We start from the raw sequence: 24708 nt of genomic DNA on the forward strand, positions 1-24708 counted from the left end.
GTGGGCGTCGTTATTTGCGGCGCGGACTTCTTGACCAGTTGTTCGGGTTGCGGCTAATCTCTCCGCACAGATGACCTAGGACCTAAGTGCTAGGAGAGCGAGCCCGATGAAGCTGAAGGTAGCCAAGGTCGACCGCGTGATGGTGAACGTGCCGTTCCGCGACCGGGTCCGGCCGTGGAACGAGTTGCTGGTCGGTCAGTTCGGTGTCGTCGAGATCGTCCGGGTCGAGTCGACCACGGGACACGTCGGGTACGGCGAGACGTTGATCCACTACACCTGGCAGACGGTGTCGGAGCAGGCGGTGGTGCGCACCGTCGGCGCGGACGCGGTCGGCCTGCTCGCGGACGACAGCCTCGGTGCCGGCTTGCAGATGGCGCTGTACGACCTGGTCGGCCACGCACTCGAGGTGCCGATGTGGAAATTGCTCGGCCAGCCGATGGTCCGCGACCGGGTACCGATCTCCTGGTGGAACACCAAGATGCCGGCGAAGCTGCTGGCCGCGGAGGCCGAGGACGCGCTCCGGGAGGGCTACCGCGCGCACAAGATCAAGGCCCGGCCGTGGTTCGACGTCCGGGAGCAGGTTGCCGCGATCGCCGCGGTCACCCCGGAGTCGTACGCGATCGACATCGACTGGAACGGGATGCTGCGGACCCCCGGTGAAGCTGTTCCGGTCCTCCGCGAACTCGACCGCGAACCGCGCACCGGCCTGTACGAATCGCCGGTCAAGCAAACCGACATCGCGGGCATGGCCGAGGTACGCAGTCAGGTTGCCCGCCCGGTCGTGGAGCACTACATCGCAACCAGGTTCCCCGACTGGATCCGGGCTGACGGCGTCGACGGGTTCGTGGTCTGCCTGGCCGGTCCGCCGGGGATCATTGCCCAGGGCCTGCAGTGCGCGGTGTTCAACAAGGAGTTCTTCCTCCAGATCGTCGGTACGGGCCTCACCACCGCCTACACCATCCACTTGGGCGCGGTACTGACCCATGCGCGGATGCCGTCCGTCACCTGCCTGAACGTCTACGCGGACGACCTGCTGGTGCATCCGTTGGCGATCTCGGACGGGTTCGCCGAGGTACCGACGGCGCCGGGCCTCGGGATCGAAGTGGATCTCGACGCGATCGAGCGGTACCGGATGGACGCGCCGTACCTGAACGTCTTTCCGCGGAAGCTGCTGACCGTCCAGTTCGGGGACGGCCGGCGCCGGTGCTACTCCGACATCCATCAGCTGTGGCGGGACTGCCGCGAAGCAGGTGCCCTGCCGGTCCAGGATCGCGGCGCGACGCTCGACCTCGAGACCGACGACGGGTCCGGCGACTTCGACACCCGCTACCGAGCGGCACAGACCTGGCCGTACTGGCTCTGACCGCCACCTTCACGCTCCGCTCGCCCCCCACGCTTCTCTCACCGCCTTGACAGGAGTATTGACATGGCCAAACCCGATCAGCCCCGAACTTCGCGCCGTCGCGCGATCCTCGCTGCCGCCGCGGCGGTCCCGGCGGCAGCGAGCGCCAATCTGCTGCTGACCCCCGGTACCGCGCTCGCCACCACCACCGGCGAGACCTTGGTGGCCATCACCATCGCCGAGCTCAGGGCGATGACCGCGGTCACTCCCGGCGAGTACTACTACCTCGTCGACAAGCTCCGCGAAGGAACCTTCAGGTACGACCCAACGGACACCACGTCCGCGGACAACGGCGGCACGGTACTGGTGTCCGCGGGCGGCGGGCGCTACAAGCGGACCGATCAGGGTCCGCTCGACGTCAGGTGGTTCGGCGCGACCGGTGATGGCGTCACCGACGACACGGCTGCGATCCAGGCGGCGATCGTGGCGGCGCAGATCCCGCGGACGAGCTTCTCACCACTGCAGGCCGACGCCGTCCACATCCCCGTCGGCCGGTACATCATCAGCGCCCCGATCCTGATCGATCCGGCGAAGAAGGGCATCCGGATCTTCGGCGACGGGATGAACCAGACCCGGCTGGAGTCGAAGGCCGGCATCCCGCAGTTCGAGGCGATCTTCCAGTTCTCCTCGGACACCGTGATCGGCGTCAACTTCGAGTTCTCCGATCTGATGATCTTCGACGGGACCTCGGCCCCGGCCACCAAGACAGTGCGGTTCGGGATCAAGGCGCCGCGGATCACCTCCAGTACGTTCCGGCGGATCAACTTCGGCAAGCTCGCACAGGCCGGTCTCGCGCTCAGCTACGGCTGGACCAACAACATCGAGGACTGCCGGTTCTCCGCGACGTACGACGGTATCCGCGCGCTCCCCGGCGGCCAGCTGAATCAGCTGAACATCTTCCAGTGCGATTTCGAGGGCTGTACGAACATCGCGATCAACTTCTTGCAGGGCGGCGGGTACGGGATCACGATCACCGGGTGCACGATCGAGAGCACCGGGCAGTGCGGGATCTACCTGTGGCCGTCGGGCTCGGTGGAGATCTCGAACAACTATTTCGAATTCAACGCTGCCCAGCCGTATGTGTTCACGGCACCCGCGCTGTCGGTCCGCGCGCACATCGTCATCAACGGCGGCGGCGTGGTGGACCGGGTCGCGTCGGACTATCCGTGCGGACCGATCCGGATCGTCGAGAACCTGGTGTCAGTCGGCGAGATCGCCGAGCCGAACTATTTCGTCGCCTGTTTCGCCGGGTTCGCCGGCACCGAGATCGCGTCGAACACGATCATGAACGCGAAGAACCCCAGGACGACGACCGTGCTGCTGACCGGGACCAGCGCCACCGGCGACGGTGCGCGGGTGGACAACCTGTCCATGCGGGCGAACGACAAGTCCTGGGCCGTCGAGCAGACGGCCAACAAGGTCATACCGCTCGAGGTGCTCAACCTGCAGGCGGCGACGAGTACGTTGCACAACGCGGCGATCGAGGGCGTGGTGCGCAGGAACTACGCGGCCGATCCGGCCGCGTTCACGGTGGTCGGTACGCGATCCGGCGGCTCGTTCACGGCAACAGGCGCCAAGTACCGGACGGACCCGGTGTACCGGCTGACGGGGAGTACGGCGACCAACTTCTGGGGCCCGACTGTCGACTTGGCCGTGAACCCGGAGCTGGCCGGCAAGTACGTGTACTTCGCCTGCTGGGTCCGTAGCGGCTCGACGACCGCCGGCCCGGTACTCACGACCGGGCAGCTCGGTCCGCAGACAACGGCCGCGGCCGGTACGACCGACTGGCGGCAGATCTCGTACGTGGACAAGCTGCCGGCCAGCGGGACAGTCACTTTCGGCCTCGGGATGAACGCGGGCACCGCGGCCGGGACCGTGGACGCGGCCGGCTTCGTGCTGGCCGAAGTCGGCGTCCGGTTCGACCAGGTCTGAGCAGGAGGGAACCGAAGTGGCGATGACCAGTGAACGGGTGCTCGGGAAACGAGTCGTACCAGCGGCGCGCCGCCGCGTGCGGTTGAGCCCGTTCGAACGATCCCGCCGGCGGATGCTGCTGCCGTTCCTGGCGCCGTCGTTGCTGATCTACCTGTTCATCATGGTCGTCCCCACGCTCTTCACGCTGTGGCTGAGCTTCAACAAGTGGGCCGGCAGCGGGCCGATGACATTCGTCGGCGGTGAGAACTACGTCCGGATGTTCCGCGATCCGGTCTTCAAGTCGTCGTTCGTGAACACGTTCCTGATCGTCTTCGGCGTCGGTGCCGGGGTGTTCCTGGTCAGCTTCGGGCTGACGATGCTGCTCCAGGACATGGTCGGGCGGAAGTTCGTCCGCGCGGTGATCTTCTTCCCGACCCTCGTACCGGGGATCGTGATCTCGATTCTGTGGGGATTCCTGTTCGACGCCGAGGGCCTGGTCAACAAGGTGCTGATGGCCATCGGCGTCGACAGTCCGCCGCAGTGGCTGGCGACCGGCAACGCGTTCAAGACCATCATGATCGGTTTGGTGTGGCTCAGCTCCGGCGGGTACACGGTGATCTTCATGGCGGCCGCCGACCGGATCCCGCGGATGTACTACGAGGTCGCCGAACTGGACGGGGCGAACTCGTTCCAGCGCTTCCGGTACGTGACCGCGCCGATGATGTGGGACGTGGTCGGAGTGTGCATGGTGCTCTGGATCGTCGGCGCGCTGAAGGTCTTCGAGTTCCTGCTCACCTTCTCCGGCGCGACCGGGCAGCTCCCGTCGACCGAGTTGTGGAACTTCTCCATGTACTCGTACGCGACCGCGTTCTCGTCCGAGGGTGAGGCCGGGTTCGGGATCGCGTCGGCCTGCGCGATCCTCCTGCTGCTGCTGACCGTGATCCTGACCGTGCTGGTCCGCCGCGTCACCCAGCGGCGCGACGCCATCGACTACTGATCGGCGACTCAGATGACCTCCACACTGCTGCAACGGCCGGTGACCTCGCCGCGTCCGCGCGTACCCGGCCGGGTACGGCGGAGCAGAGGGCTGCTCTTCTACGTCGCGCTGCCGGCGGCCTGGTCGCTGGCCGTCTTCGACATCTTCATCGTGGTCTGGCTGTTCGTCAGCTCGCTGAAGACCACCCGGGAGGTGTTCGACAGCCCGTTCGGGCTGCCGAGTTCACCACAGTGGCAGAACTACCAGGTGGCCTGGGAGTCGGCCAAGTTCGGCGAAGGCGTCGGGAACTCTCTGCTGCTGGTGTTCGTGTCCGGCATCGCCACGTTGCTGATCGCGGCGCCGGCCGCGTACGTGCTCAGCCGCTTCCAATGGCGACTGTCCGGCGCCACGACGGTGTTCTTCGCGATGGGCCTGGGGATTCCGGCGCAGACGCTGTTCATACCGCTGTTCGTTGCCCTGGACAAGCTTCACCTGGTGAACACGATGACCGGGTTGATCATCGTGTGTACCGGCACCGGCATCCCGTTCGCGGTGTTCTTCCTGACCGCCTTCTTCGCCTCGTTGCCGAAGGAACTCGAGGAGGCGGCCGCCATCGACGGGTGCAGTCCGCCGTACACGTTCTGGCGGATCATGCTGCCACTGACCAGGTCCGGCCTGCTCACCCTCTTCGTCCTGCAGGCGATCGGGCACTGGGGCGAAACGCTGTTCGCGCTGATCCTGCTCCAGGACAAGACCACGATCTCGCTGTCGTTGCTGCGGTTCATGCAGACCATGCAGTACAACGGCGCGCAGTGGTCGGTCCTTTTCGCCGGCATCGGCATCATCGTGATCCCGCTCGTCCTGCTCTACCTGTGGATGGGGTCGCGACTCATCGAAGGCATCGCGTCGGGTTACGGCAAGTAGCCCGGCACCGACTGAAAGGCACGATCGTGGCGTACAAGAAATGGCCGGCGGCGGTGGTCTCGGTCGCTGTCGTGGCCTCGGCGCTGACCGCCTGCGGCGGCAGTTCCCAGGCCGGCGGTGGGGGCAAGCAGTTCACGCTGTGGAGCATGTGGTCCGAGGGCGAGCCGAACCAGAAGCTGATGGCGGCGGCGATCGCCGACTTCCAGCAGTCCACCGGGATCCACGTCAACGTGAAGTGGAAGGGCCGGAACCCGGTCAAGGCATTGCAGCCGGCACTGAACACCGACAACGTACCGGCCGACCTGGTCGACTCGAACAACGCCGAGCTGGTGAACACGCTGGCCACCACCGGCGACGCCGAGGACCTGAGCAAGGTGTACGACGTGACCGTGCCGGACGAGAGCCGTACCGTCGGAGCGACTGTCGGTTCCGCCTACCGCGAGCTGGCGACACCGGTCGGCGGGAAGGCGCCGGTGATGGTTCCGTACCAGGTCTCCACGACGGCGTTCTTCTACAACGGGAAGAGGTTCCCGGACCTCGCGAAGGCTGCGCCGGTCAAGTGGGACGACCTGCAGAAGGTGCTCGACACCCAGAAGGCGCAGGGTACGAAGCCGCTCGCGCTGGACGGAAGCATTCCGAGCTACAGCATGTACTACCTGAACATGTTCACGCTGGCGCTCGGCGGTGACAGTGCGTGGGTCGACGCGATCCGGGACAAGACCGGGAACACGTGGAAGCAACCCGCCTATCTCGAGGCCGCCAAGCGGGTCCAGGCCCTCGCCGGCGGCGGCTACTTCTCGGCCGGCTACGACGCGTCGAAGTTTCCGGCGCAGCAGCAGAAGTGGGCCAGCGACAAGGCGGACTTCATCTTCGGTGGCACCTGGCTGCCGCGGGAGACAGCGCCGTACGCGGCTGACGGATTCCAGTACCGCTCGTTCGCGTTCCCCGCGGTCGGGGCCAAGCCGGCGCCGCCGCTGACAGTCTCGCTGATCGGATTCGCGATCCCGGCCAAGGCGAAGCAGAAGGAGAACGCGGAGAAGTTCGTGTCGTTCTTCCTGCAGAAGAAGTACCAGGAGAAGGTCGCGTCCGAGGCGGAGGAGATTCCGGTCAGTGCCGACGTGGCGGCGGCGCCGGAGGTGGCCGATGTGAAGAAGGTGCTCGACACCGGGCGGGTGCAGAAGCTGCGCGCCGGTCCTGAGTTCTCCGACTTCCAGACGAAGGTGCTGTTCGCGCTCGACGACCAGCTGGTGTTCGGCAAGATCGACGCCGCGACCTTCATCGAGAAGATCTCCGCCCAGACCGCCGAGTACTGGAAGGCGCACGGCTGAGGATGGAACTGCATGTCGAAGTCCTGATCGTCGGCGGCACCACCGGCGGTGTCGCCGCCGCCCAGGCCGTGGCCGACCCGCGCTGGGGATCGTCCGGCGCGCGCGTCCTGCTGGTGTCCGCGGACAGCTGGCTCGGTGGGCAGCTGACCAGCCAGGGCGTACCGGCTGATGAGCACGCGTGGATCGAGCATCGCGGGTCAACGGCCTCGTACCGGCAGTGGCGTACGCACGTGCGGGAGTGGTATCGCACGCATCGGAAGCTGACGGACGAGGCGGCGGGCCGGTCAGAGCTGAATCCCGGTCAGGGCACGGTGAGCCCGATCTGCGCCGAGCCCGCGGTCATCGCCTCGATTCTTGACGGGGTCGTGGCTGGGTCGAGCGTGTGGCGCGGGTGGGTGCCTACTTGGGTCGAGTCCGCCCACGACAAGATCACCGCGGTCGAGTTCACCGGCCCCGGCGGCGAGGTTCGTACCGTGACGGCCGACTATGTCCTGGATGCCACCGACGAAGGCGAGCTGCTGCCGCTCGCGGGGGCGGAGTATGTGGTTGGGGCTGAGGCGGATACGGGCGAGCCGCACGCGGAAACGGTAGCGAGCCTGGAGGTGCAGCAAGCGATCACCTGGTGTGTGGCGCTGGAGCGGCGGCCGGGGGAGGACCACACGATCCAGCGCCCGGCCGGGTACGAGCGATGGGCGAGCGTACGCCCGGAGGGATGGCCCGACAGGCAGTTCTCGCTGACCGTGCCGCATCCGTGGACGCTTGAGGCGCGCCGGTGGGACCTGTTCGCGCCCGAGCCGGCGGCGAGTTTGTGGCGGTTCCGGCGGATTCGGTACGGCGGGCACTACCGGGAGCCGACCACCGAGATCTCGTTGCTGAACTGGCCGCAGCTCGACTATCTCGGCGGCCCGGTCGTCGACGTGCCCGATGACGTCCGGCAGCGGCGGCTGGCGGAGGCGAGGGAACAGACGCTGTCGTTCGTGTACTGGTTGCAGACGGAGCTTGGGCATCCGGAGTTGCGGCCGTACGGCCCGGCGATGGGTACGGCGGACGGCCTGGCGCGCGGGCACTACGTACGCGAGGGGCGTCGGCTGCGGGCGTTGACGACCGTGACGGAGAACCACATCGGCGTCGCAGCACGTACGGGGGTGGTCGGCGCGCACCGGTTTGCGGATTCGGTCGGGATCGGGGCGTACCGGATCGACCTGCATCCGACACCGTCCGGGCGGAACTACGTGGACATCGCCACGTATCCGTTCCAGATCCCGTTGGGCGCGCTGCTGCCGGTACGCATCGGCAACCTGGTGGCGGCCGGCAAGTGCCTGGGGACGACGCATATCGCGAACGGTGGCTGTCGCGTGCATCCGGTCGAGTGGAACGTCGGGGAGGCAGCCGGTACGCTCGCGCGCTTCTGCGTCGAGCACAAGGCGCAACCGCGGCAGGTTTCGGCCGACGAGGCGATCCGGAGCCGGTATCAGGAGTACCTTCGCCGTCGGGGGATCGACCTCGAATGGCCCGACGAGTACGCAGAGCAAGAGGTGTGAGATGAATGTCTACCTTGTCCTCCGGCCGGCTTCGCGCTTCGGCGGCGATCGGTGACCGCGCTCGGGGTGATCGGCTACGGCAACCGGGCGGGCAACGTGCTGCACGTGCTGCGGGAGGCGGACCCCAGGGTGTCCATTGCAGCGGTCGCGGACCCACACGCCGATCACGGCCGGGCGCCGGACGCTCGGTGGTTCGACTCGGCCGAGGACATGCTGGCCTCGGTTGCATTGGACGGCGTGTTGATCGGTACGCGCTGCGACCTGCATGCGCCGATGGCGGCGACCGTACTGCGGCGTGGGCTGCCGTTGTTCTTGGAGAAGCCGGTGGCGATCGACCGGGATCAGCTCACCGAGCTTCGGCGCGCGGCCCTGGGTGCTTCCGCTCCGGTCGTGGTGTCCTTTCCGCTGCGGATGGCGGCTGTGATCCGCCGGGTGAAGGCGCTGCTGGAGGCCGGCGCGATCGGTGAACTCGGTCAGGTGCAGGCGGTCAACAACGTGCCTGAGTACGGGGTGGAGGCGTACTACCACGGCTGGATGCGGGACGAGGCGATCACCGGCGGTCTGTGGTTGCAGAAGGCGACGCATGATTTCGACTACCTGAACTACCTGGTCGGCGCGCAGCCGGTCGAGGTCACCGCCTTGGAGTCGAAGACCTTCTTTCGCGGAGACCAGCCGGCTGGATTGTTGTGCCGGGATTGCGAGCTGGCGGGGGATTGCCCGGAGAGTCCGGTGAATGTCGCCGCGCGGGACGACTTGGTGGGGAACGTTCCGCCGGAGGCGTGGCGGTGCGCGTTCGGAGTTGACACCGGGAATCATGATTCGGCCAGTGCGATTGTCCGGTACGAGTCCGGGGTGCAGGTCGCGTACTCGCAGAACTTCTATTCGCGGAAGGGTGCCGCGCGGCGGGGTGCGACGCTGATCGGGTATCGGGGGACGCTGCGCTTCGACTTCTACTCCGGGGTGATCGAGGTCGAGGATCATTTCACCGGTGCGGTCCGGAAGGAGCAGACGAGTACGGAGGAAGCGCACTTCGGCGGTGACGCCGCGATGGCGGCGGCGTTCCTGGCCGCCTGCCGCGGCGAGCAGAACGACAGCTCGCCGTTGTCGGCCGGGATTCTGAGCGTGGCGATGTGCTTGGCGGCGCGCGAATCCTGCCGGACCGCGCGAGTGGTCCGGGTGAGCGATCAGCTGCCGGAACTGACCGCGGCGGCGGCCCGGTGAGCCTGCGCGCTGACGATCCTTCTCGGTTGGTCGATTCGCATGTGCATGTCGGGCGGTGGAAGTATCGGGAGTTCGGCGATTATCTGCCGGACATGGCGGCGGCCGGTGTCGCGGCGGCGGTGCTGGTGCAATTCGTTGGCAACACCGACAATCGGTACCTGATCGACTGCGCGGAAACCGACCCGGCCAGGTTCGCGGTCGTCGCGATGGTCGACCCTGCGGAGGCCGGCGCGGTTCGGCACGTCGACCGGCTGGCGCGCTCCGAGGTTGTGCGCGGGATCCGGTTGTGGGCGTCATCGCGAAGCACCGGCAATGACCCACTCGCGATCTGGAAAGCGATCGAAGCGAACGGCTTGGTCGCCAGCGTCCGCGGACCGCTCTCCGACCTCGCCGCTCCCGCGTTCCGGCGGATCGTCGAGGCGCTCCCGGACCTCCGGATTCGCCTGGAGCACCTGGGTTTCGCCGTCTACCACGAGCTGGAGGCGGCCGATCATCCCGACTTCGAGGCGTTTCTCCAGCTGGCGGAGTATCCACAGGTCGCGACGATGTGGGCCGGCTTCTACGCGAACAGTTCGGCACCGTACCCATACCCGATCGCGGATAGGTTTCTCCGGGCCGCAGTGCGCGCGTACGGGGCACAACGGATCACCTGGAGCGGCGACTGGAACCGTCCGGAAGTGCAGCCGGCCGAGTACGCGCAGGCAGTCGATCACGTACGCGACGCCGCCTTTCTCACCTCCGATCAAGCAGACTGGATTCTTGGCCGCTCGACGGTCGAGCTGTTCGGCCTGTCCCGACGGGTCCTGTCGTGAAGTCCTCCGGCTTGGGTGTCGGCATCATCGGTCCGGGCGCGATTGCCGCTGTCCACGCCCGAGCGGTGCTTGCTCTCGGCCACCACGTCGCCGCGGTCGCCGGTCCGGATCGCCGGCAGGCGGATGCTTTCGGCAACACATTCAGCTGCCCGCGGGTGTACGACCGAGCTGAGCAGCTGGTCGCGGACGACACCGTGGACGCGGTCATCGTCGCGTCGCCGAACCGGCTGCATGTCGAGCACACTGAGCTCGCGCTTAAAGCGGGTCGTCCGGTGCTGAGCGAGGTGCCGGTCGCAACGAGTCTGCCGGCCGCGCTGGGGTTGCAGGCGACGGCGGCCGCGGCAGATCAGTGGGTGATGGTCGCTCACACCCTGCGCTACCTCGAAGGTCCCCGCAAACTGCGGGAGCTGGTCGAGTCCGAGGGCTTCCAGATAGCACATTTGTCGGCTCGCAGGCTGCTGCGCCGCCAGACAAACACCGGTTGGACGGGGCAGCCACGGGCGTGGACAGATCAGATCTGGTGGCACCATGGCGCGCACCTGCTCGACGCGACTCTCTGGCTTCTCGATACCACCAGTGTCGAGATCAGTGGGCGGTTGGGTGGCAAGTGGGCACGTACGGGGGAACCGATGGACGCCGCTGCTGTGCTGTCCACCATGGACGGCCGGCTTGCGGGCCTCACGTTGTCGTACCACTCGCAGCTACCAGTCGACGAGTTCGTAGCAATCAACGAGAACCACACCTACCTGCTACGCGAAGGCCGTCTCGTCAACGGCGATTCCACCGTGACACCCACAGGTCTCTCACCGGCGGACGAGCTGGAAGCTGCGGTTCGCGTGCAGGACGCGGCATTCCTGCAAGCAGTCGCCAACCGTACGCGGCCGCCGATCGAACTCGCGGACGTGATGCCGACGATCCGCCTGCTTCAGCACGTACAGGATGACGCCGACCTCCAGCAGAGTCAGGGATGTGAGCGGGCTGATGCAGCGCTTTGACGGGTGGCGGGTCGTGGTTACCGGTGGCGGGACCGGGATCGGGGCGGCGGTCAGTTGCCGGTTCGCCGACGAAGGGGCCACGGTCGTGGTCGCGCAGCGTACCGCTGAAGAGGCGATCGAGGCGGTTCGTACGCTGGATGCACCTGGGCGGCGGTTGATTCCGGTGGGTGCGGATCTGGCGACCGCGGACGGGTGCCGGGAGTTGGCCGCGGCGGCGGTCGACCAGCTTGGCTCGGTGGATCTGCTGGTGAACAACGCCAGTGCCACTGGCCGGCCCGCCGTGGGGGACATCGACGACTTCGACGACGATCGGGTGGACCTGGTGATCGACGTCGGGATCAAGGCGCCGTTCCGGTTGACGCGGTTGCTGCTGCCCAACTTCGCGCCGGGTGCTGTCGTCGTCAACATCTCCAGCGTGGCGGCGTACACGGCGCAACCGCGATCGACTGTGTACGCCGCCGCGAAGGCGGGCCTGGTCGGACTGACCCGCGGGCTGGCGTTCGAACTGGCTGAGCGGGGCATCCGAGTCGCGCATGTCGCGCCCGGTGACATCGCAACTCGTGGTCCGGCGGTGGCACCTGAGCCCGGGCCGTGGGGCCGCCGCACCCCGCTCGGTCGCCGCGGCCTGCCTGCCGACGTCGCCGCGGCGGTGGCCTGGCTGGCATCGGAGGACGCGTCCTTCGTTACCGGATCCGGCGTCCTGGTCGACGGCGGCTGGCTGACCTACTGACAGTTGTTCTGGAAGGAAGATGGAGTTGCGGAAGCTGCGGGTGGTTGCTATCGGGCGGACGCCGCCTGGCGAGGTGACTGCTTGGTCACCGGAGCAGTTGGTGGAGCGGGAGGTACGGAGTTGGAGCAGGTTGCTGGAGCAGGTTCAGCCTGATCGACCGGAGCTGTTGCTGGTCCCGGAGCTGTGTGATCGGCCGGGGATCGGCCTGCTTGCGCCCGCGGACGAGTTCGAGTACTACCGCGTTCGTGGCGACCGCGTGCGCACCGTGTTCGCGGACTTCAGCACCACCTACGAGTGCATTGTCGGGTACGCGGCCCAGCGCCGATCACCCACCGGCCAATGGTTCAACGCACTCGAACTCATCGAACCCACCGGCACCGGCGGCACGTACAACAAGAACCACCTCGTCATCGAAGAAGCAGAGAAGGGACTGTCGTACGGCCAAGACGCCTCCGTACTGGACAGGCCCATCGGACGCTTGGCCCCGGTGATCTGCTTCGACCTCAATTTCCAGGAGTTGCAGGATCGCTACGCCGCGCAGCACCCGGACATCATCCTGTTCAGCTCAGCGTTCCACGGCGGACTGCAGCAAGCCGACTGGGCGTTCCGCTGCCGCTCCTACTTCCTCTCCGCGGTGTACGGCCCGAATCCGTCCGAGCTGCACGATCCCCTCGGCGGGCTCATCGCCTCCAGTACGAACTACACCCCGTGGCTCAGCGCCGACATCAACCTCGACCGCGTACTCGTACACCTCGACGGCAACGCGGACCGCCTTGCGGCAGCACATCGCGCGTACGGGCGCCGCATCCGCATCCACGATCCCGGCCGCCTCGGCGTCGTGATGCTGACGTCGGAGGACGCGGATCTCACCGCGCCGTCCGTCGCCGCGGAGTTCGGGATGGAGTTGCTGGACGAGTATCTCGACCGGTCCAGGCGGCACCGGGCCGACGCGCTGGGTAGGGCGGCATTGCTGTCCTAGGACGGAGGTTGCAGCGCTGTGCGGTAGCCTGAGCGGAAAGTTTCGACGCGAGGAGGCAGTTCGTGGTGTCAGCTCGGGGAGCCCGGACCCGAGGCGCGGACAAGGTGCCCTTGGGCGCGCAGCTTGCCGACGAGCTGCGGGCGATGATCAAGTCGCAGAAGCTCGCCGACGGTGACGTGTTGCCGTCCGAGGCGTCGATGGCCGACCAGTTCGGGGTCAGCCAGCGGGTGGTGCGGGACGCGCTGCGGGTGCTCAGTCAGCAGGGCGTGATCCGTACGCAGCAAGGGAAACCGGCGATGGTCGCCGAGCGGCGGCCGGTGGCGATCCAGAGCTACTTCCGGCTGGCGGTCGAGGACGGGTTCGGGTCGGTCAACGAGCTGCTCGAGCTGCGGCAGGCGCTCGAGGTACGAGCCGCGGGTGTGGCGGCGACGACCGTCACCGCGAAGGAGCTCGACGAGCTGCGGACGATGCTGGACGAGGCCGAGTCGGCGCCCGATCTCGAACATCGGGTCGAGTCGGACCTGGCGTTCCACTTCGCGCTGGTCCGCGCCTCCCGGAACCATTTCTTCGTCGCGATTCTGGAGTCGCTCTCCGATGTGCTGGCGCAGGAGCGGCGGCAGGGCCAGGAGATCACCGAGTCCCGCGGGGGCACCCATCAGGACAGCGACCGCGAACACCGCCAGCTGCTCGCGGCACTCGAAGCCCACGATCCGGTGTCCGCCGAGCTGCTGATGCGCTCGCACCTGGATCGGGTGCAGCAACAGTTCAGCCGGGCCGGCAAATCCAGCCGCCGCAAGCGCTAGTGCTCTGCGTCGGAGATTCTTTGGCGCTTGCGGCGGGCGAGTGGTGCCCAGCCGAGGAGGTCGCGGCTGCGACTCCAGTCCAGCGATGTACTCGCATGATCGCCCGTAACCACGAAGGTGTCGAAGAACGCCGGCGGTGTGTACTTCAGCGCCGCCGCGAAAGCCCGTGCCACATCGCTGGCGGCGGTCATGACGTTCTGATGTGGACCCCGGAACTCCTGCCAGTCCTCATCACTCATCGGCCCAACGAGTCGTAGCGCCACAACCGGCCGCTGCCGCGATCGAGCGATCGACTGGGCAACCTGCTCGCCGAGCCGCTTCGTCAGACCGTACACATCGTCAGCATCCGGCACCGGCCGTTCGGCCTCAGGCGCGAGATAGTCGGCGTACACCGACATGGAGCCGGCTACCGCTGCGCGTGAACAACCCGCGTCGAATGCCGCCGTCAGCGACTGATACAGCCCTTTCACGTTGACATCGAACTGCAGGGCCGTCCATTCCGGTCCGGACTCCCAGCCGGCTTTCGGCCCCATCGCGAGATAGAGCAACCCATCGCAACCCCGCGCCGCTCCGGCCACAGCCTGGTAGTCCGTCGCATCGCCGCTGACGAAGTCGACCGCCCTGTCGATCGCGGGTGGCTGCAGGTCCAGTACGCGTACGTCGTACCGCTCCATCAGGCCTGGCAGGGTCGTACGGCCAACCAGGCCTGATCCGCCGACAACAAGGAGTCTTGTCATGCCGCGCTCCGAATCGCTTCCAGCGCGGTGAGCTGCTCGCTGGTGAGATCGCGCAACGGCGCCCGGCAGTACCCTGCCGGTCGTCCTTGCAGGCGGAGCAGCCCGCGGTACACGGCCAGATCGCCGGCGTCGCCGAGCAGCGAACGGGTGATGATCGTGCGGAGCGCGAAGATCGGCCGCAAGGCCTCGCGGGCAGCCGGCAGATCCGAGCGCGCCAACGCGTCCCACAGCTTGACGGCCTCGGGTACGGCGACGTTCAGCAGGCCGCTGACCCATGCGTGCGCACCGCCCGCGATACCTTCGAGTGGGCTGGTGATGCCGCCGTAGAACACCCGGAAACCGTCGTCGGTGGCAGCCCGCAGCTCATGGAGCTGGTGCACCGTCGGCAACGTGCTCTTGATCGCCTGCGCGACGCCTTCCGCGTACAGCGCGGCCGCGTCCTCGACGCTGACGGGTGCCGCAGCCGAGTTGGCCGGGATGTTGTAGATCATCAGCGGTAGCCCGACCGACGCCACGGTCCGGTAGTGGGCGAGGATCTCCTGCCGGTTCGGTCGCTGGAAGTACGGTTGGACGACCAGCGCCCCGTCGGCGCCCGCTTGCGCTGCGTACTCGGTGAGTTGAAGTGTTTCGCGGGTGGAGTATCGCCCGGTGCCGACGATGAGCGGGACCTGTCCAGCGGCGGCGTCGATCGCGATGTCGATCAGCTGGCGGTGCTCCCTTGGCTCAAGACTGATGAACTCGCCGCTGGTGCCGCCGACGATCAGGCCGTGGGCGCCTTGGCGGATCAGCCAGCGCAGGTGATCGGCCGTCGCATCGGCGTCCAGCGCGCCGTCCGCGGTGAAGTGGGTCAGGGCGGCGGGGACGACGCCGGACCAGGTGCCGGCCGGATGCTTGCTCATCGCGATCCCTTTCCCTGCAGGGGTTGCCAACTGGCGCGGACTCTATCAGAATCCTTATGTCCTAGGACAGAGGTTGGGAGAGCGATGTGAGGATCGGCTGGATCGGCGTCGGCCTGATGGGTGCGCCGATGGTATCGCGGGTACACGCCGCGGGTCATCAGGTGCAGGTGTACTCCCGCGCCGGATCGTTGCCCGAGGCACTGATCGCGGCCGGCTTACGGCGCTGCGCCACGCTGGGGGAGGTGGTTGCCGGCGCGGACGTGGTCGTGACGATGCTCGGCACGCCCGCCGATGTCGAGCAGGTGTACCTCGGCTCGGGAAACGGCGCAGCTGGGCTTCTTGCGGCTGCGCGGCCCGGGACCGTGCTGGTCGACATGACCACCTCTGGTGTCGAGCAAGCCCAGCGGATCGCAGGGGTGGCCAAGCCGCTCGAGGTCCCGGTTCTGGACGCTCCGGTCAGTGGCGGACCGTTCGGTGCGGCGTCCGGTGCCCTGTCGATCATGGTCGGTGGGCCCGAGTCCGCGCTGGCGGTCGCCGCGCCGATCTTCGAAGTCCTCGGCAGCACCGTCGTCCATCACGGTCCGTCCGGCGCCGGCCAGGCGGCGAAGCTGGTCAATCAACTCGTCGTCGCCGCGACCACTAAGGCCTGCGGCGAGGCATTCGGACTCGCATCAGCGGAAGGCCTCGAGGTCGCGAAGGTCGTCACGTCGATCATGGCCGGCGCGGCAGGCGCCCCTTTGTGTGACTTCATCCTGTCCAAGCTCGCCAACGGCGACGAATCACCAGGCTTCAAGATCGCGCACCTCGTCAAGGACCTGGGCCTCGCCGTCGCTGAAGCACATCGCCTGGGCGTCACCTTGCCGCTGACCGGCCTCGTTCACCAAGCAGCCGTACACACCGAGGCAACCCTCGGCGGCAACGTCGGATCACAGATGCTGGCGATCGCATGACCGAGCTCTCCCGGCTGACCACAGTCGAAGCGGCAAGTTCGTTGCGTACGGCAAAGGTAGCGATCCTGCCGATCGGTGCGACCGAGCAACACGGGCCACATCTCGAACTCCGTACCGACACCACGATTGCGACCGTGCTGGCCCGGATGCTCGCCACCGACCTGGGCGCCGATGCCGTACTGCTTCCGCCGATCCCGTACGGTCTGTCCGAGCATCACCTGCCCTTCGCGGGGACGATCACGCTGCGCCCGCAGACGCTGCGTTCACTGCTGCTCGATGTGTTCGAGTCGGTGGCGCATCACGGCGTACGCCGCGTGATCGTGCTGAACGGCCACGGCGGGAACATCGACGCGATCCGGCTGGCCGCGCGGGAAGCACGACGGGACAGCAAGCTGCGCGTCGCCCATGTGATGTGGGCACAGCTCGGCCGGGACGTGGTCGACCGTGAGGCCGGTCCGAGCTGGCGGCGGAACCACGCGTGCGAGATCGAGACCTCGCTCGCGATGGTGCTCGACGACAGTCTGGTCCGGCCAAGCGAACTCGACGTGGCGCCGTTGACCGGTCCTCGCGACCCGTTCACCGAGCCCGTCAGCGCGTCGGTCGACGTACCCATCTGGTTCGACGAGTGGACCGCGAACGGCGCGCTCGGCGATCCACGCCGCGCGTCCGTCGAGCGTGGGCAGGCCATCGTCGAGGTGGTTCGCGCCCGGGCGGCCGAGTTCGCCCGGAGCTTCGTTGCGGACGAACGATGATCCGCGCCAAGGACAAGGAGTGCTCGTGAAGATCACCGCGGTGCGCCAGTGGGCCGCTGAGTTCGGTTACTACAACGCGCACTACGTACGGATAGAGACCGATGCCGGCGTGGTGGGGGAGTCGGAGGTCGGCATGCGCCGGCGGACGCGGACGGTCGCCGCGCTGATCGAGGAGCTGGGCGAGTACCTGGTCGGCAAGGACCCGACCCGGATCGAGCAGCACTTCGAACGGCTGTACCGGGACTCGTTCCTGGGCGGCACCCTGCTGACGATCGGCATCTCGGCGCTCGACAACGCGTTGTGGGATCTGAACGCGCGTGATCTCGGTGTCCCAGTGCACCGGCTGCTGGGCGGGAAGTTCCGCGACGAAGTGCCGGTGTACACGCATGCGCGGGCGACCGAGACCCCGGAGCTGTTCGCGGCGGAGATCCGGGACCGGCTGGACAGTGGGTTCCGGGCGATCAAGACGACGCTGCCCGGGTTCTACACGAAGGTGTCGAGCGTTCATCACGAGCAGCCGGCGGCGATCCCGGCCCGGCTGACCGAGACCGAGCCGCTGCCGAACTGGTTCTGGTCGCTGATCACCGAGTACTTCCAGGCTGCCCGCGACGAAGCCGGTCCGGACGTCACGTTGATGCTGGACTGTCACGGCCGGCTGAGTGTGGCGAACGCGGTCCGGCTGGCCGAGACTCTGGAGCCGTTCGGGCTGGCTTTCATCGAGGAGCCGGTGCCGTACGAGCGTGCCGACTGGCTGCGCGAGGTCAGTCAGCGTTCGTCGACGCCGATCGCGACCGGGGAACGGTGGGCAAACCATTACGGGGCCGCGCCGTTCTTGGAGAACCACGCGGTCAGCGTCGCGCAGCCTGATGTCGCGTGGTGCGGCGGAATCACCGCGGCGAAGCGGATCGCGGCGCTGGCCGAGACACAGGGAGTTTCGGTTGCCTTTCACAATCCGTTCGGGCCGCTGGCCAGCGCGGCGGCCTGGCAGCTCGGCGCGACGTTGCCGAACTTCTTGATGTCCGAATCGATGATCACACCGGAACAGCTGGTGTTCTGGGATCGCTACCTCGAGAACCCGCCGCGCGTCGAGAACGGGGTGTGGGTGGTCACCGACGATCCGGGTCTTGGGCCGCGGCTACGGGTGGATGAGATCAGCAAACACCCACCGCGTTACGACTACGACCGCAACGGCACCCGCTGAACCTCTTGATTGGATCTTTTCGATGACCGATGCACCTGTTGCCATCCGATCCGGCCGAATCGGCCCACCGGCCGGTCCGTATTCGCCCGCGGTTCGGGTCGGTGATTTGTTGTTCGTGTCCGGCCAGGGACCTTTCGGTCCGGACGGCCGGCTGCGTGGTGAGAGTTTCGGCGAGCAGGCACACGCGACATTCGACAACCTCGAAGCGCTCGCGATCGCCGCCGGTACGGATCTGAGCCGGGCGGTGCGGATCGGTGGATATCTGGCCGATCAGGCGGACTTTGCGGAGTGGAATGCGGTCTGTAAAGAACGGTTGCGGGAGCCTTATCCGGCGCGTACGACCGTACCTGTCGAACTGCCCGGGTTTGCGATCGAGATCGATGCCGTGTTCTGGATTCCGGGGGTCGCGCGATGAGTACCGAGGTTTGGCAGCAGCGTGCCGAGCGGGTGATTCCGGGCGGGGTTTCGTCGAATGTCCGGTTGCTGTCGCCGCGCCGGTTCTTCACGCATGGTTCGGGTGCGCGATTGTGGGACGTGGACGGTCGCGCGTACGTCGACTACCTACTCGGCCAGGGACCGGCATTCCTCGGGCACGGGCATCCGGTGGTGACCGCCGCCGTAGCGGAAGCTGTTGCCAAGGGCATGGTTTACGGTGCGCAACATCCGCTGGAGGTGGAGGCGGCGGAGCGGTTCGTCGAGGCGGTCGGTTGGGCCGAGCAGGTTCGCTTCGGCGTGTCCGGCACCGAGTCCGATCACGCCGCGCTGCGACTCGCACGGGCGGTGACGGGCAGGCGGCGCGTGGTGCGGTTCGCTGGTACCTACCACGGCTGGCTGGACTCCGTACTCATCGACTACCAACGCGGTTGGCCCGCGCCGGCGTCGGCCGGGCAGCCGACGGATGCGCTCGCGGACTGGTTGGTCGTGCCGTACAACGACCCGACCACGCTGGCCGATGTGTTCGATCGGTATCCGGATCAGATCGCCGCGGTGATTCTCGAACCCGTGATGTGCAACGCCGGAGTGATCCCGGCGGAGGACGGCTTCCTGCAGTTCGTCCGGGAGACGTGTACGACGGCGGGCGCGGTGCTGATCTTCGACGAGGTGATCACCGGGTTCCGGCTCGGTCTCGGTGGTGCGGCCGAGTACTACGGTGTGACGCCGGACCTCGCCGTGTACGGGAAGGCGCTTGCGGGCGGTTGGCCCGTGTCCGCATTGGCTGGTTCGGCGGATTTGATGTCGGAGCTCGGTACGGGGCGGGTGAACCACTCCGGAACGTTCAATGCGTCCGTGATGGCGGCGGCCGCGGTGTCGGCGACGCTGCAGGTGCTCACCGAGGACCCGCCGTATGCGCGGATCAGCGAGCATGGGACGCGGCTGATGCGCGACCTGGCCGAACTCGGTGACAACCACGGTTTCCCCCTGCGGATCCAGGGCGTACCGGCCGCCTTCCACGTCGGCATCGCGCTCGATCCTGACGATACGAAGCCGATCACGGACTACGACGGCTTGGCGCGGCTCGATCTGCAGCAGTACGCGAAACTCACCGCCGACTTCGCCGAGCAAGGGCTCTGGGTTGCGGGGCGCGGCGTCTGGTACGTGTCCGCCGCCCACACCGACGCCGATGCCGACGCCGCGGTGACGGCGGTCGATGCGGTCTTGAGGTCCAAGAGCTAGCCAGGTTGAGTGCGAGAGCTAACCAGCGAAGCGGCTCCCCCGGGACAGCCGCTTCGCTGGGGACTACTACTAGCTGCTGCCGGTTGTTACCAGCGGGGCCAGTTGTCCTGGAAGTCCCAGTAGTGGCCTGAGCCGGGCCACATCTGGCCGTAGACGTAGCACGAGGACGACGAGCACATGAATGCCGAGTCGGTGGTCGAGCCGTTGTCGTTGCCGGTCGCGAGCACCGCCGCGCCGATCCCGGTCACCAGCAAGCCGGCGGCCACCCCCGAGGCGACCTTCGCCTTGAGCTTTCGCATAGTCCGGATTCCTCCCTGTGTGTACGGTCCGCGGAGCTGTGCCCCGCAGGAAGGGAGATTAGCTGAGATGTGATGGCCAGGTACAGCATTAGCTGAAATGAATGAGTAAACTACCGGGAGGAAGCTGACAGAAGGGGGCCGGTGTCGCCATGCCGCAGTCCGATACCGGTCGCAGTCTGGCCGGGAAGATCGACAAGCTGTTCGAGGTGGTCCGCCGGCCGGACGGGGCCAGTTACAGCAACGAAGAGGTCGCCCAGGCCTGCCGTGAGGCGACCGGCGAGACGTTCTCGACGACGTACCTCTGGCAGTTGCGGACCGGCAAACGGGACAATCCGACGAAGCGCCATCTCGAGGCGCTGGCGCAGTTCTTCCAGGTGCCGCCGTCGTACTTCTTCGACGACGAACAGAGCGAGAAGCTCGCGGAGGAGTTGACGTTGCTCGGCGCGTTGCGCGACGCCGGCGTACGCGCGATCGCACTGCGAGCGGTCACCCTGTCGCCGGACGGCCAGGCCGTCATCCGCGACATGGTCGACGCCATAGCCCGCCGCGAAAACGACCGCACACCCGGCGAAAAGGCCTGACCCGATGGCGCGGGGGTTTAGGTTCGGGGAGTCGGGGCTGCGGCGGCGGTGTGAGCGGGTGGCGGCGGGGGTGCCGATGCCGGTTCCGTTCGAGCAGGAGCGGTTCTTGGCCGGGATCGCGGAGTTGCGCGGCCGGCCGATCGAGGTGTTGCCGAGTTCGATGGATGTCGCGTGCGGACTGCTGGTTTCCACCGACACCACCGACTACATCCTGGCCCCCACCCACACAACCGCCCTGCACCGCCAGCACATCATCTTCCACGAAGTAGCCCACCTACTCTGCGACCACACCGGCGCGAACCTGCACGGGGATGACCACCCCGACGAGCGCGGAGGTGGGGTGGTGTTGCCTGGGTTGTCGGCGGAGTTGGTTCGGCGGGTGCTCGGGCGGAGTGCGTACACGGATCCGCAGGAGCGGGAAGCTGAGTTGGTGGCGACGTACCTTACCCAGCGGAGCGCCGGCCCGGCGCCGCGCAAGTACACCGATGAACTGAAAGGGCTCGGCGAGGCTTTCGGCGGCACGTCGCGGTGATCGTCGCGTACTTGGCCGGGGTCGGCGCATTCGGTCTACTCACGTACCGCTTGATCCGATCGGGCTACCCCGGCGTGCGGTACTCGTGGTGCCTGAACGCGTGCCTGGCCCTCGGCATGGCACTGACCACGCCCGACGCGGTCGACCTGTTCGACCACAGCCGTTCGGTCCCGATGCTCACCACCCTCGCCAGCGACGGCCTGAAGATCCTCGGCCTCGGGTTCCTCATCCTGTTCCTGGGTACGCTCCGCGGAACCACCCGCCATCGACGCGCGGTCATCGTGCTGACCTTGGCGACCATCGCGACCGAAACCATCCTGTTCTTGCTCGCCGCCCCGCACCCCGTGGGCGAGGATCTCGTGGTAGCGCCGGGTCGCGTCGGCGCATTCGCCGCGTACCTGACGGTGTTTGTGGCGTACGGTCTCGCCGGCCTGCTGATCTTCACGATCTCGATCGGCGCCGTCGTCCGCAGCGCGACCGGCCCGTTGCGGGTCGGCCTGGTGCTCATCACCGCGGGCAGCATCACCGGTCTTTGCTGGGTCGCGTGGACCATCAGTGACCTCGCCGCCCTCCTCCGCAACGGTCGCATCGTGCTGGCGGAGGACGCGACGTCCGCAGTACTAGGTGCGACCGCCATCGGTCTCGCCGCGATCGGCGCCACGGTCGGACTGTGGCACAGCACCCTCGCGCGCCTGATCCGCGCCCACCGAGCCCGCCGCGAGTACACCCGCCTCGAACCACTGTGGGCACTGGTGTCGAGCGCCGCTCCGGATGTCGTGCTCGACCCCGGCGTAAGCGTCCGCTACCGCAACGCCGAGTTCGCCCTGTACCGCCGAGTCATCGAAATCCGCGACGGCTACCTGGCCCTGCGCGACCACCTACCCTCGGCGCCCAACCCAACTCCCGCCGGAGAAGCCAACCTCCTCGTAGCCGCAACAAACGCCCGCCGCACAGGCCAACCACCCACTCACACGACCGCTCCCACATCACAGCCCGAGCCGCCGGCCGAGGGGGAGCCGCTAGCAGTCGAAGTCATCTGGCTCGGCCAAGTAGCCGACGCGGTTCGTCTCGTGGGAGTTCCTTCACAGTAAGCCGGATTGCCAGGCCCACACTGCTAGTTCGGTGCGGTTTCGGGCGCCCAGTTTGGTTTGAATGCCGGCGACGTGGCCCTTCACGGTGCTCAGCGAGATGAAGAGCTCGGCGGCGATTTCGTGGTTGGTGCGGCCGCGGGCGACTGCTTGAACTACCTCGACCTCGCGATCGGACAACGGCTTCCGGGAGCGTCGGGCCGGCGTGGGTACCGGCGTGGACACCGACGTCAACTGGCGGAGCAGCCGGACCGTGATCGACGGCGACACCAGCGCATCCCCGGCGTTCGCGGCGCGTACGGCTTCCGCCAGCAAAGCCGGACCCGCATCTTTCAGGATGAACCCGACCGCCCCACCGCGCAACGCGCCGTACACGTACTCATCGAGGTCGAACGTGGTCACGACGACCACCTTCAGCGGATCCGGTACGTCAGGGCCGGCGAGCGCGCGCGTGACCTCGACACCGTCCAAGCGCGGCATCCGGATATCCACCAAACACACATCCGGCCGCAACTCCCGCGCCAGCGCGACCGCCTCCACCCCATCCGCGGCCTCCCCGATCACCCGAATATCAGGCTCCCCCTCAAGAATCAGCCGCAACCCATTCCGCACCATCACCTGGTCATCCGCCACCAACACCCTGATCGTCACCAACTCACCCCGCCCAGATACACCACGCTGATCGTCACCGGACCACTCGGACCAGGAACCGCTGGGCAGTCTCGCACCACACTCATCGGTGGCTGGTCCGGTCGAGGGGGAGTGAGGCGGAAACTGTCCAACCGTGGAGGGTGGTGTCGCGGGTCGTGGGTGGGGTGGGGCGGGGGCCGGCGGACAGGGTGCCTCCTAGGGCTTCTACTCGTTCGCGGATGCCGAGCAGGCCGAAGCCGCTGCGTTGGTCGAGCAGGCCGAAGCCGCTGCGTTGGTATCGCGCGGGAGCGGGCTCGGCGTTGTCTGCGATCTCGACTGTTACCTCATCTTCTGCATGGAGCACTTTCACTGTGACCGTGTCGGCGTGCGGGGCGTGGCGGGCTACGTTGGTCAGCGACTCCTGGACGACTCGGCTGATGGTGGTGGTGACTTCGGGCGGCCACGGCGGTTCGTCGGGTGGGAGTTGGAGCGTGGTCTTGGGACCGTGCGCGTTGAAGCGTTCGACCAGTTCGCGCAGGTGATCCAGCCCAACCGGGCCAGGTACCACATCGTCATCGCGCAACAGCCCGACAACCCGGCGCATCGCGGTCAGTGCCTCGGCTCCGGCAGACTCGATTCCGGCGAGGGAGTTGTCGTACTCAGCGGGGTGTCGCCGTCCCGCGATCCGGGCCCCTTGTGCTTGCAGGACGATGCCGGAGATGTGGTGGGCGACGACGTCGTGCAGTTCCCGGGCGAGGTTCAGGCGTTCGTCCTGACGGATGCGGTTCGCGGTGGCGGTTCGGCGTACGTCACGCCATCTCAAGCCGGCGCCCGCGATCATGGCAATCAGCCATGCGGTCGCGTTCACGACGCTGACGCCTGACCCTTGACTGCTGAGCATGCTGCCCGCGGAAACCACGGCCCCACCGGCGGCGATCAGGATGGCTTGAATCCGGGGCAGCGTGGCGACACCCGATCCAACCAGGACCGCCAGCGCCAGCGCCATCCCGGGCCCCGGCTCAGTCGGCAGGCCGCCCACCCGGGCGATCACCACCGCGACCGCCGCGACGCTCAAGCCGGCGATCGCAGTACGCCACCGATCACGCCGCCGAACCAGCGCGACCACCCCAACCACAGCCCCCGCGACGGCATCAAGAACCCAGTAACCCGAACCCCAGACCCTGGCCAGCTCATACGCCGAAAACCCAAGCAGCACTGCGAGCACGCCAAGAAGAGCCAGGTCGGTAGCCCTCCTCGCCAGTTGCATGCAGCCAGCGTACGGAACCAGCAACACGCACAGAACCGGCCGAAAGTACGGCCCGAGTTGTACGCGCAACCGCCCGCCACGTGCGACAGCCCTCCCCGGGTCGAGCAACCAGCTGAGCCACCGCCGGCGACCTGCGGCCCTCGGTCGGCGGGATGACAGGTCATTTGACCACTGACGCCCTACAACCCGCCACCACCAAAACAACCCGCCAGTGGCGAACCAACATGCCAGCACCGAAACAACCCGCCGGTGGTGCAACAAGATGCCAGCGGTGCAACAAGATGCCAGCGGTGCAACAAGATGCCCGTGGCGAAACCACATGCCAGTGGTTGAGCGGGGCGCCAGCCGCCTGGTTCGCGGACCATTTCAGGGGTGAACGTCCCGTCGTGCCCGTTCACCAGCCGCATGCAGGGGGTGAACGGGGGCGGAGTCCATCGGTCTAAGCAACGCCTGATGGAGGGTGTTGTGTATGCCGA

Annotated in this window: 25 protein-coding genes; 20 read left to right on the top strand and 5 right to left on the bottom strand. The window is 67.2% G+C overall.

What is annotated here, in order from left to right:
• The first annotated feature begins 106 nt into the window (after window positions 1-106).
• From ABD260_RS35110 to ABD260_RS35165, 12 genes are all read left to right on the top strand, one after another.
• A complete protein-coding gene (locus tag ABD260_RS35110; protein ID WP_344240863.1) occupies window positions 107-1363 on the top strand; it encodes a mandelate racemase/muconate lactonizing enzyme family protein in 1257 nt (418 codons plus the stop codon).
• 63 nt (window positions 1364-1426) lie between these two features.
• On the top strand, window positions 1427-3334 hold the full coding sequence (locus ABD260_RS35115; protein WP_344240865.1) for a glycosyl hydrolase family 28-related protein: 1908 nt from the start codon (window positions 1427-1429) through the stop codon (window positions 3332-3334).
• 22 nt (window positions 3335-3356) lie between these two features.
• Complete coding sequence (locus ABD260_RS35120) at window positions 3357-4310, top strand: carbohydrate ABC transporter permease (protein WP_344240867.1); 954 nt, start codon at window positions 3357-3359, stop codon at window positions 4308-4310.
• Between the two features lie 12 nt (window positions 4311-4322).
• Window positions 4323-5213, top strand: a complete 891-nt coding sequence (locus ABD260_RS35125) for a carbohydrate ABC transporter permease (protein WP_344240869.1) — start codon at window positions 4323-4325, stop codon at window positions 5211-5213.
• A 26-nt stretch (window positions 5214-5239) separates the two neighbouring features.
• Window positions 5240-6541, top strand: coding sequence for an ABC transporter substrate-binding protein (locus ABD260_RS35130; protein WP_344240871.1), 1302 nt, complete (start codon window positions 5240-5242; stop codon window positions 6539-6541).
• A gap of 2 nt (window positions 6542-6543) precedes the next feature.
• Window positions 6544-8082 (top strand): FAD-dependent oxidoreductase, encoded by a 1539-nt coding sequence (locus tag ABD260_RS35135; protein ID WP_344240873.1) that lies wholly within the window; start codon window positions 6544-6546, stop codon window positions 8080-8082.
• Window positions 8083-8133: 51 nt separating this feature from the next.
• Window positions 8134-9303, top strand: coding sequence for a Gfo/Idh/MocA family protein (locus tag ABD260_RS35140; RefSeq protein ID WP_344240875.1), 1170 nt, complete (start codon window positions 8134-8136; stop codon window positions 9301-9303).
• Between the two features lie 26 nt (window positions 9304-9329).
• Window positions 9330-10115, top strand: a complete 786-nt coding sequence (locus tag ABD260_RS35145) for an amidohydrolase family protein (RefSeq protein WP_344240877.1) — start codon at window positions 9330-9332, stop codon at window positions 10113-10115.
• On the top strand, window positions 10112-11110 hold the full coding sequence (locus ABD260_RS35150; RefSeq protein ID WP_344240879.1) for a Gfo/Idh/MocA family protein: 999 nt from the start codon (window positions 10112-10114) through the stop codon (window positions 11108-11110). Before ABD260_RS35145 ends, ABD260_RS35150 begins: the two co-directional genes overlap by 4 nt.
• Complete coding sequence (locus ABD260_RS35155) at window positions 11097-11840, top strand: SDR family NAD(P)-dependent oxidoreductase (protein ID WP_344240881.1); 744 nt, start codon at window positions 11097-11099, stop codon at window positions 11838-11840. The genes ABD260_RS35150 and ABD260_RS35155 overlap by 14 nt, the downstream gene beginning before the upstream one ends.
• A gap of 19 nt (window positions 11841-11859) precedes the next feature.
• Entirely contained in the window at window positions 11860-12819 is a 960-nt protein-coding gene (locus ABD260_RS35160) for a nitrilase-related carbon-nitrogen hydrolase (protein ID WP_344240883.1), read from the top strand.
• A 65-nt stretch (window positions 12820-12884) separates the two neighbouring features.
• Window positions 12885-13622, top strand: coding sequence for a FadR/GntR family transcriptional regulator (locus ABD260_RS35165; protein ID WP_344240885.1), 738 nt, complete (start codon window positions 12885-12887; stop codon window positions 13620-13622).
• On the opposite strand, the gene ABD260_RS35170 is transcribed toward ABD260_RS35165, so the two are convergent.
• Window positions 13619-14359: an NAD-dependent epimerase/dehydratase family protein gene (locus ABD260_RS35170; protein ID WP_344240887.1), complete on the bottom strand. Its 741-nt coding sequence runs from the start codon at window positions 14357-14359 to the stop codon at window positions 13619-13621. The two genes, ABD260_RS35165 and ABD260_RS35170, sit on opposite strands and share 4 nt — an antisense overlap.
• The gene (locus ABD260_RS35175; RefSeq protein ID WP_344240889.1) at window positions 14356-15258 is read right to left on the bottom strand and encodes a dihydrodipicolinate synthase family protein; all 903 of its coding nucleotides are present in this window, start codon (window positions 15256-15258) and stop codon (window positions 14356-14358) included. Before ABD260_RS35175 ends, ABD260_RS35170 begins: the two co-directional genes overlap by 4 nt.
• An 86-nt stretch (window positions 15259-15344) precedes the next feature.
• On the opposite strand from ABD260_RS35175, the gene ABD260_RS35180 reads away from it, so the two are divergent.
• From ABD260_RS35180 to ABD260_RS35200, 5 genes are read left to right on the top strand one after another with little or no spacing between them, the layout of a single operon-like run.
• Entirely contained in the window at window positions 15345-16208 is an 864-nt protein-coding gene (locus tag ABD260_RS35180) for an NAD(P)-dependent oxidoreductase (protein WP_344240891.1), read from the top strand.
• Window positions 16205-16960 (top strand): creatininase family protein, encoded by a 756-nt coding sequence (locus ABD260_RS35185; RefSeq protein ID WP_344240893.1) that lies wholly within the window; start codon window positions 16205-16207, stop codon window positions 16958-16960. The genes ABD260_RS35180 and ABD260_RS35185 overlap by 4 nt, the downstream gene beginning before the upstream one ends.
• Window positions 16961-16985: 25 nt before the next feature.
• Window positions 16986-18161, top strand: a complete 1176-nt coding sequence (locus tag ABD260_RS35190) for a mandelate racemase/muconate lactonizing enzyme family protein (protein ID WP_344240895.1) — start codon at window positions 16986-16988, stop codon at window positions 18159-18161.
• A gap of 22 nt (window positions 18162-18183) precedes the next feature.
• Window positions 18184-18576 carry a RidA family protein gene (locus ABD260_RS35195; protein ID WP_344240897.1) on the top strand — a complete coding sequence of 131 codons (393 nt, stop codon included), beginning with the start codon at window positions 18184-18186 and terminating at the stop codon, window positions 18574-18576.
• The gene (locus ABD260_RS35200; RefSeq protein WP_344240899.1) at window positions 18573-19835 is read left to right on the top strand and encodes an aspartate aminotransferase family protein; all 1263 of its coding nucleotides are present in this window, start codon (window positions 18573-18575) and stop codon (window positions 19833-19835) included. Before ABD260_RS35195 ends, ABD260_RS35200 begins: the two co-directional genes overlap by 4 nt.
• An 86-nt stretch (window positions 19836-19921) precedes the next feature.
• On the opposite strand, the gene ABD260_RS35205 is transcribed toward ABD260_RS35200, so the two are convergent.
• Complete coding sequence (locus tag ABD260_RS35205) at window positions 19922-20134, bottom strand: Ntn hydrolase family protein (RefSeq protein WP_344240901.1); 213 nt, start codon at window positions 20132-20134, stop codon at window positions 19922-19924.
• Between the two features lie 149 nt (window positions 20135-20283).
• Between ABD260_RS35205 and ABD260_RS35210 the strand changes: the two genes are divergently transcribed.
• The 3 genes from ABD260_RS35210 to ABD260_RS35220 all read left to right on the top strand — a co-directional run bounded on the left by ABD260_RS35210 (window position 20284) and on the right by ABD260_RS35220 (window position 22338).
• Window positions 20284-20715 (top strand): helix-turn-helix domain-containing protein, encoded by a 432-nt coding sequence (locus ABD260_RS35210; protein WP_344240903.1) that lies wholly within the window; start codon window positions 20284-20286, stop codon window positions 20713-20715.
• A 76-nt stretch (window positions 20716-20791) separates the two neighbouring features.
• Window positions 20792-21247: a hypothetical protein gene (locus ABD260_RS35215; protein WP_344240905.1), complete on the top strand. Its 456-nt coding sequence runs from the start codon at window positions 20792-20794 to the stop codon at window positions 21245-21247.
• A complete protein-coding gene (locus tag ABD260_RS35220) occupies window positions 21244-22338 on the top strand; it encodes an MAB_1171c family putative transporter (protein ID WP_344240907.1) in 1095 nt (364 codons plus the stop codon). Before ABD260_RS35215 ends, ABD260_RS35220 begins: the two co-directional genes overlap by 4 nt.
• On the opposite strand, the gene ABD260_RS35225 is transcribed toward ABD260_RS35220, so the two are convergent.
• Both ABD260_RS35225 and ABD260_RS35230 read right to left on the bottom strand, forming a co-directional pair.
• Window positions 22330-22986 carry a response regulator gene (locus tag ABD260_RS35225; protein WP_344240909.1) on the bottom strand — a complete coding sequence of 219 codons (657 nt, stop codon included), beginning with the start codon at window positions 22984-22986 and terminating at the stop codon, window positions 22330-22332. The genes ABD260_RS35220 and ABD260_RS35225 overlap by 9 nt on opposite strands.
• 82 nt (window positions 22987-23068) lie before the next feature.
• Window positions 23069-24232 (bottom strand): sensor histidine kinase, encoded by a 1164-nt coding sequence (locus ABD260_RS35230; RefSeq protein WP_344240911.1) that lies wholly within the window; start codon window positions 24230-24232, stop codon window positions 23069-23071.
• Window positions 24233-24708: the final 476 nt, after the last annotated feature.

It is taken from the genome of Kribbella hippodromi, from assembly GCF_039531045.1.
Lineage (GTDB): Bacteria > Actinomycetota > Actinomycetes > Propionibacteriales > Kribbellaceae > Kribbella > Kribbella hippodromi.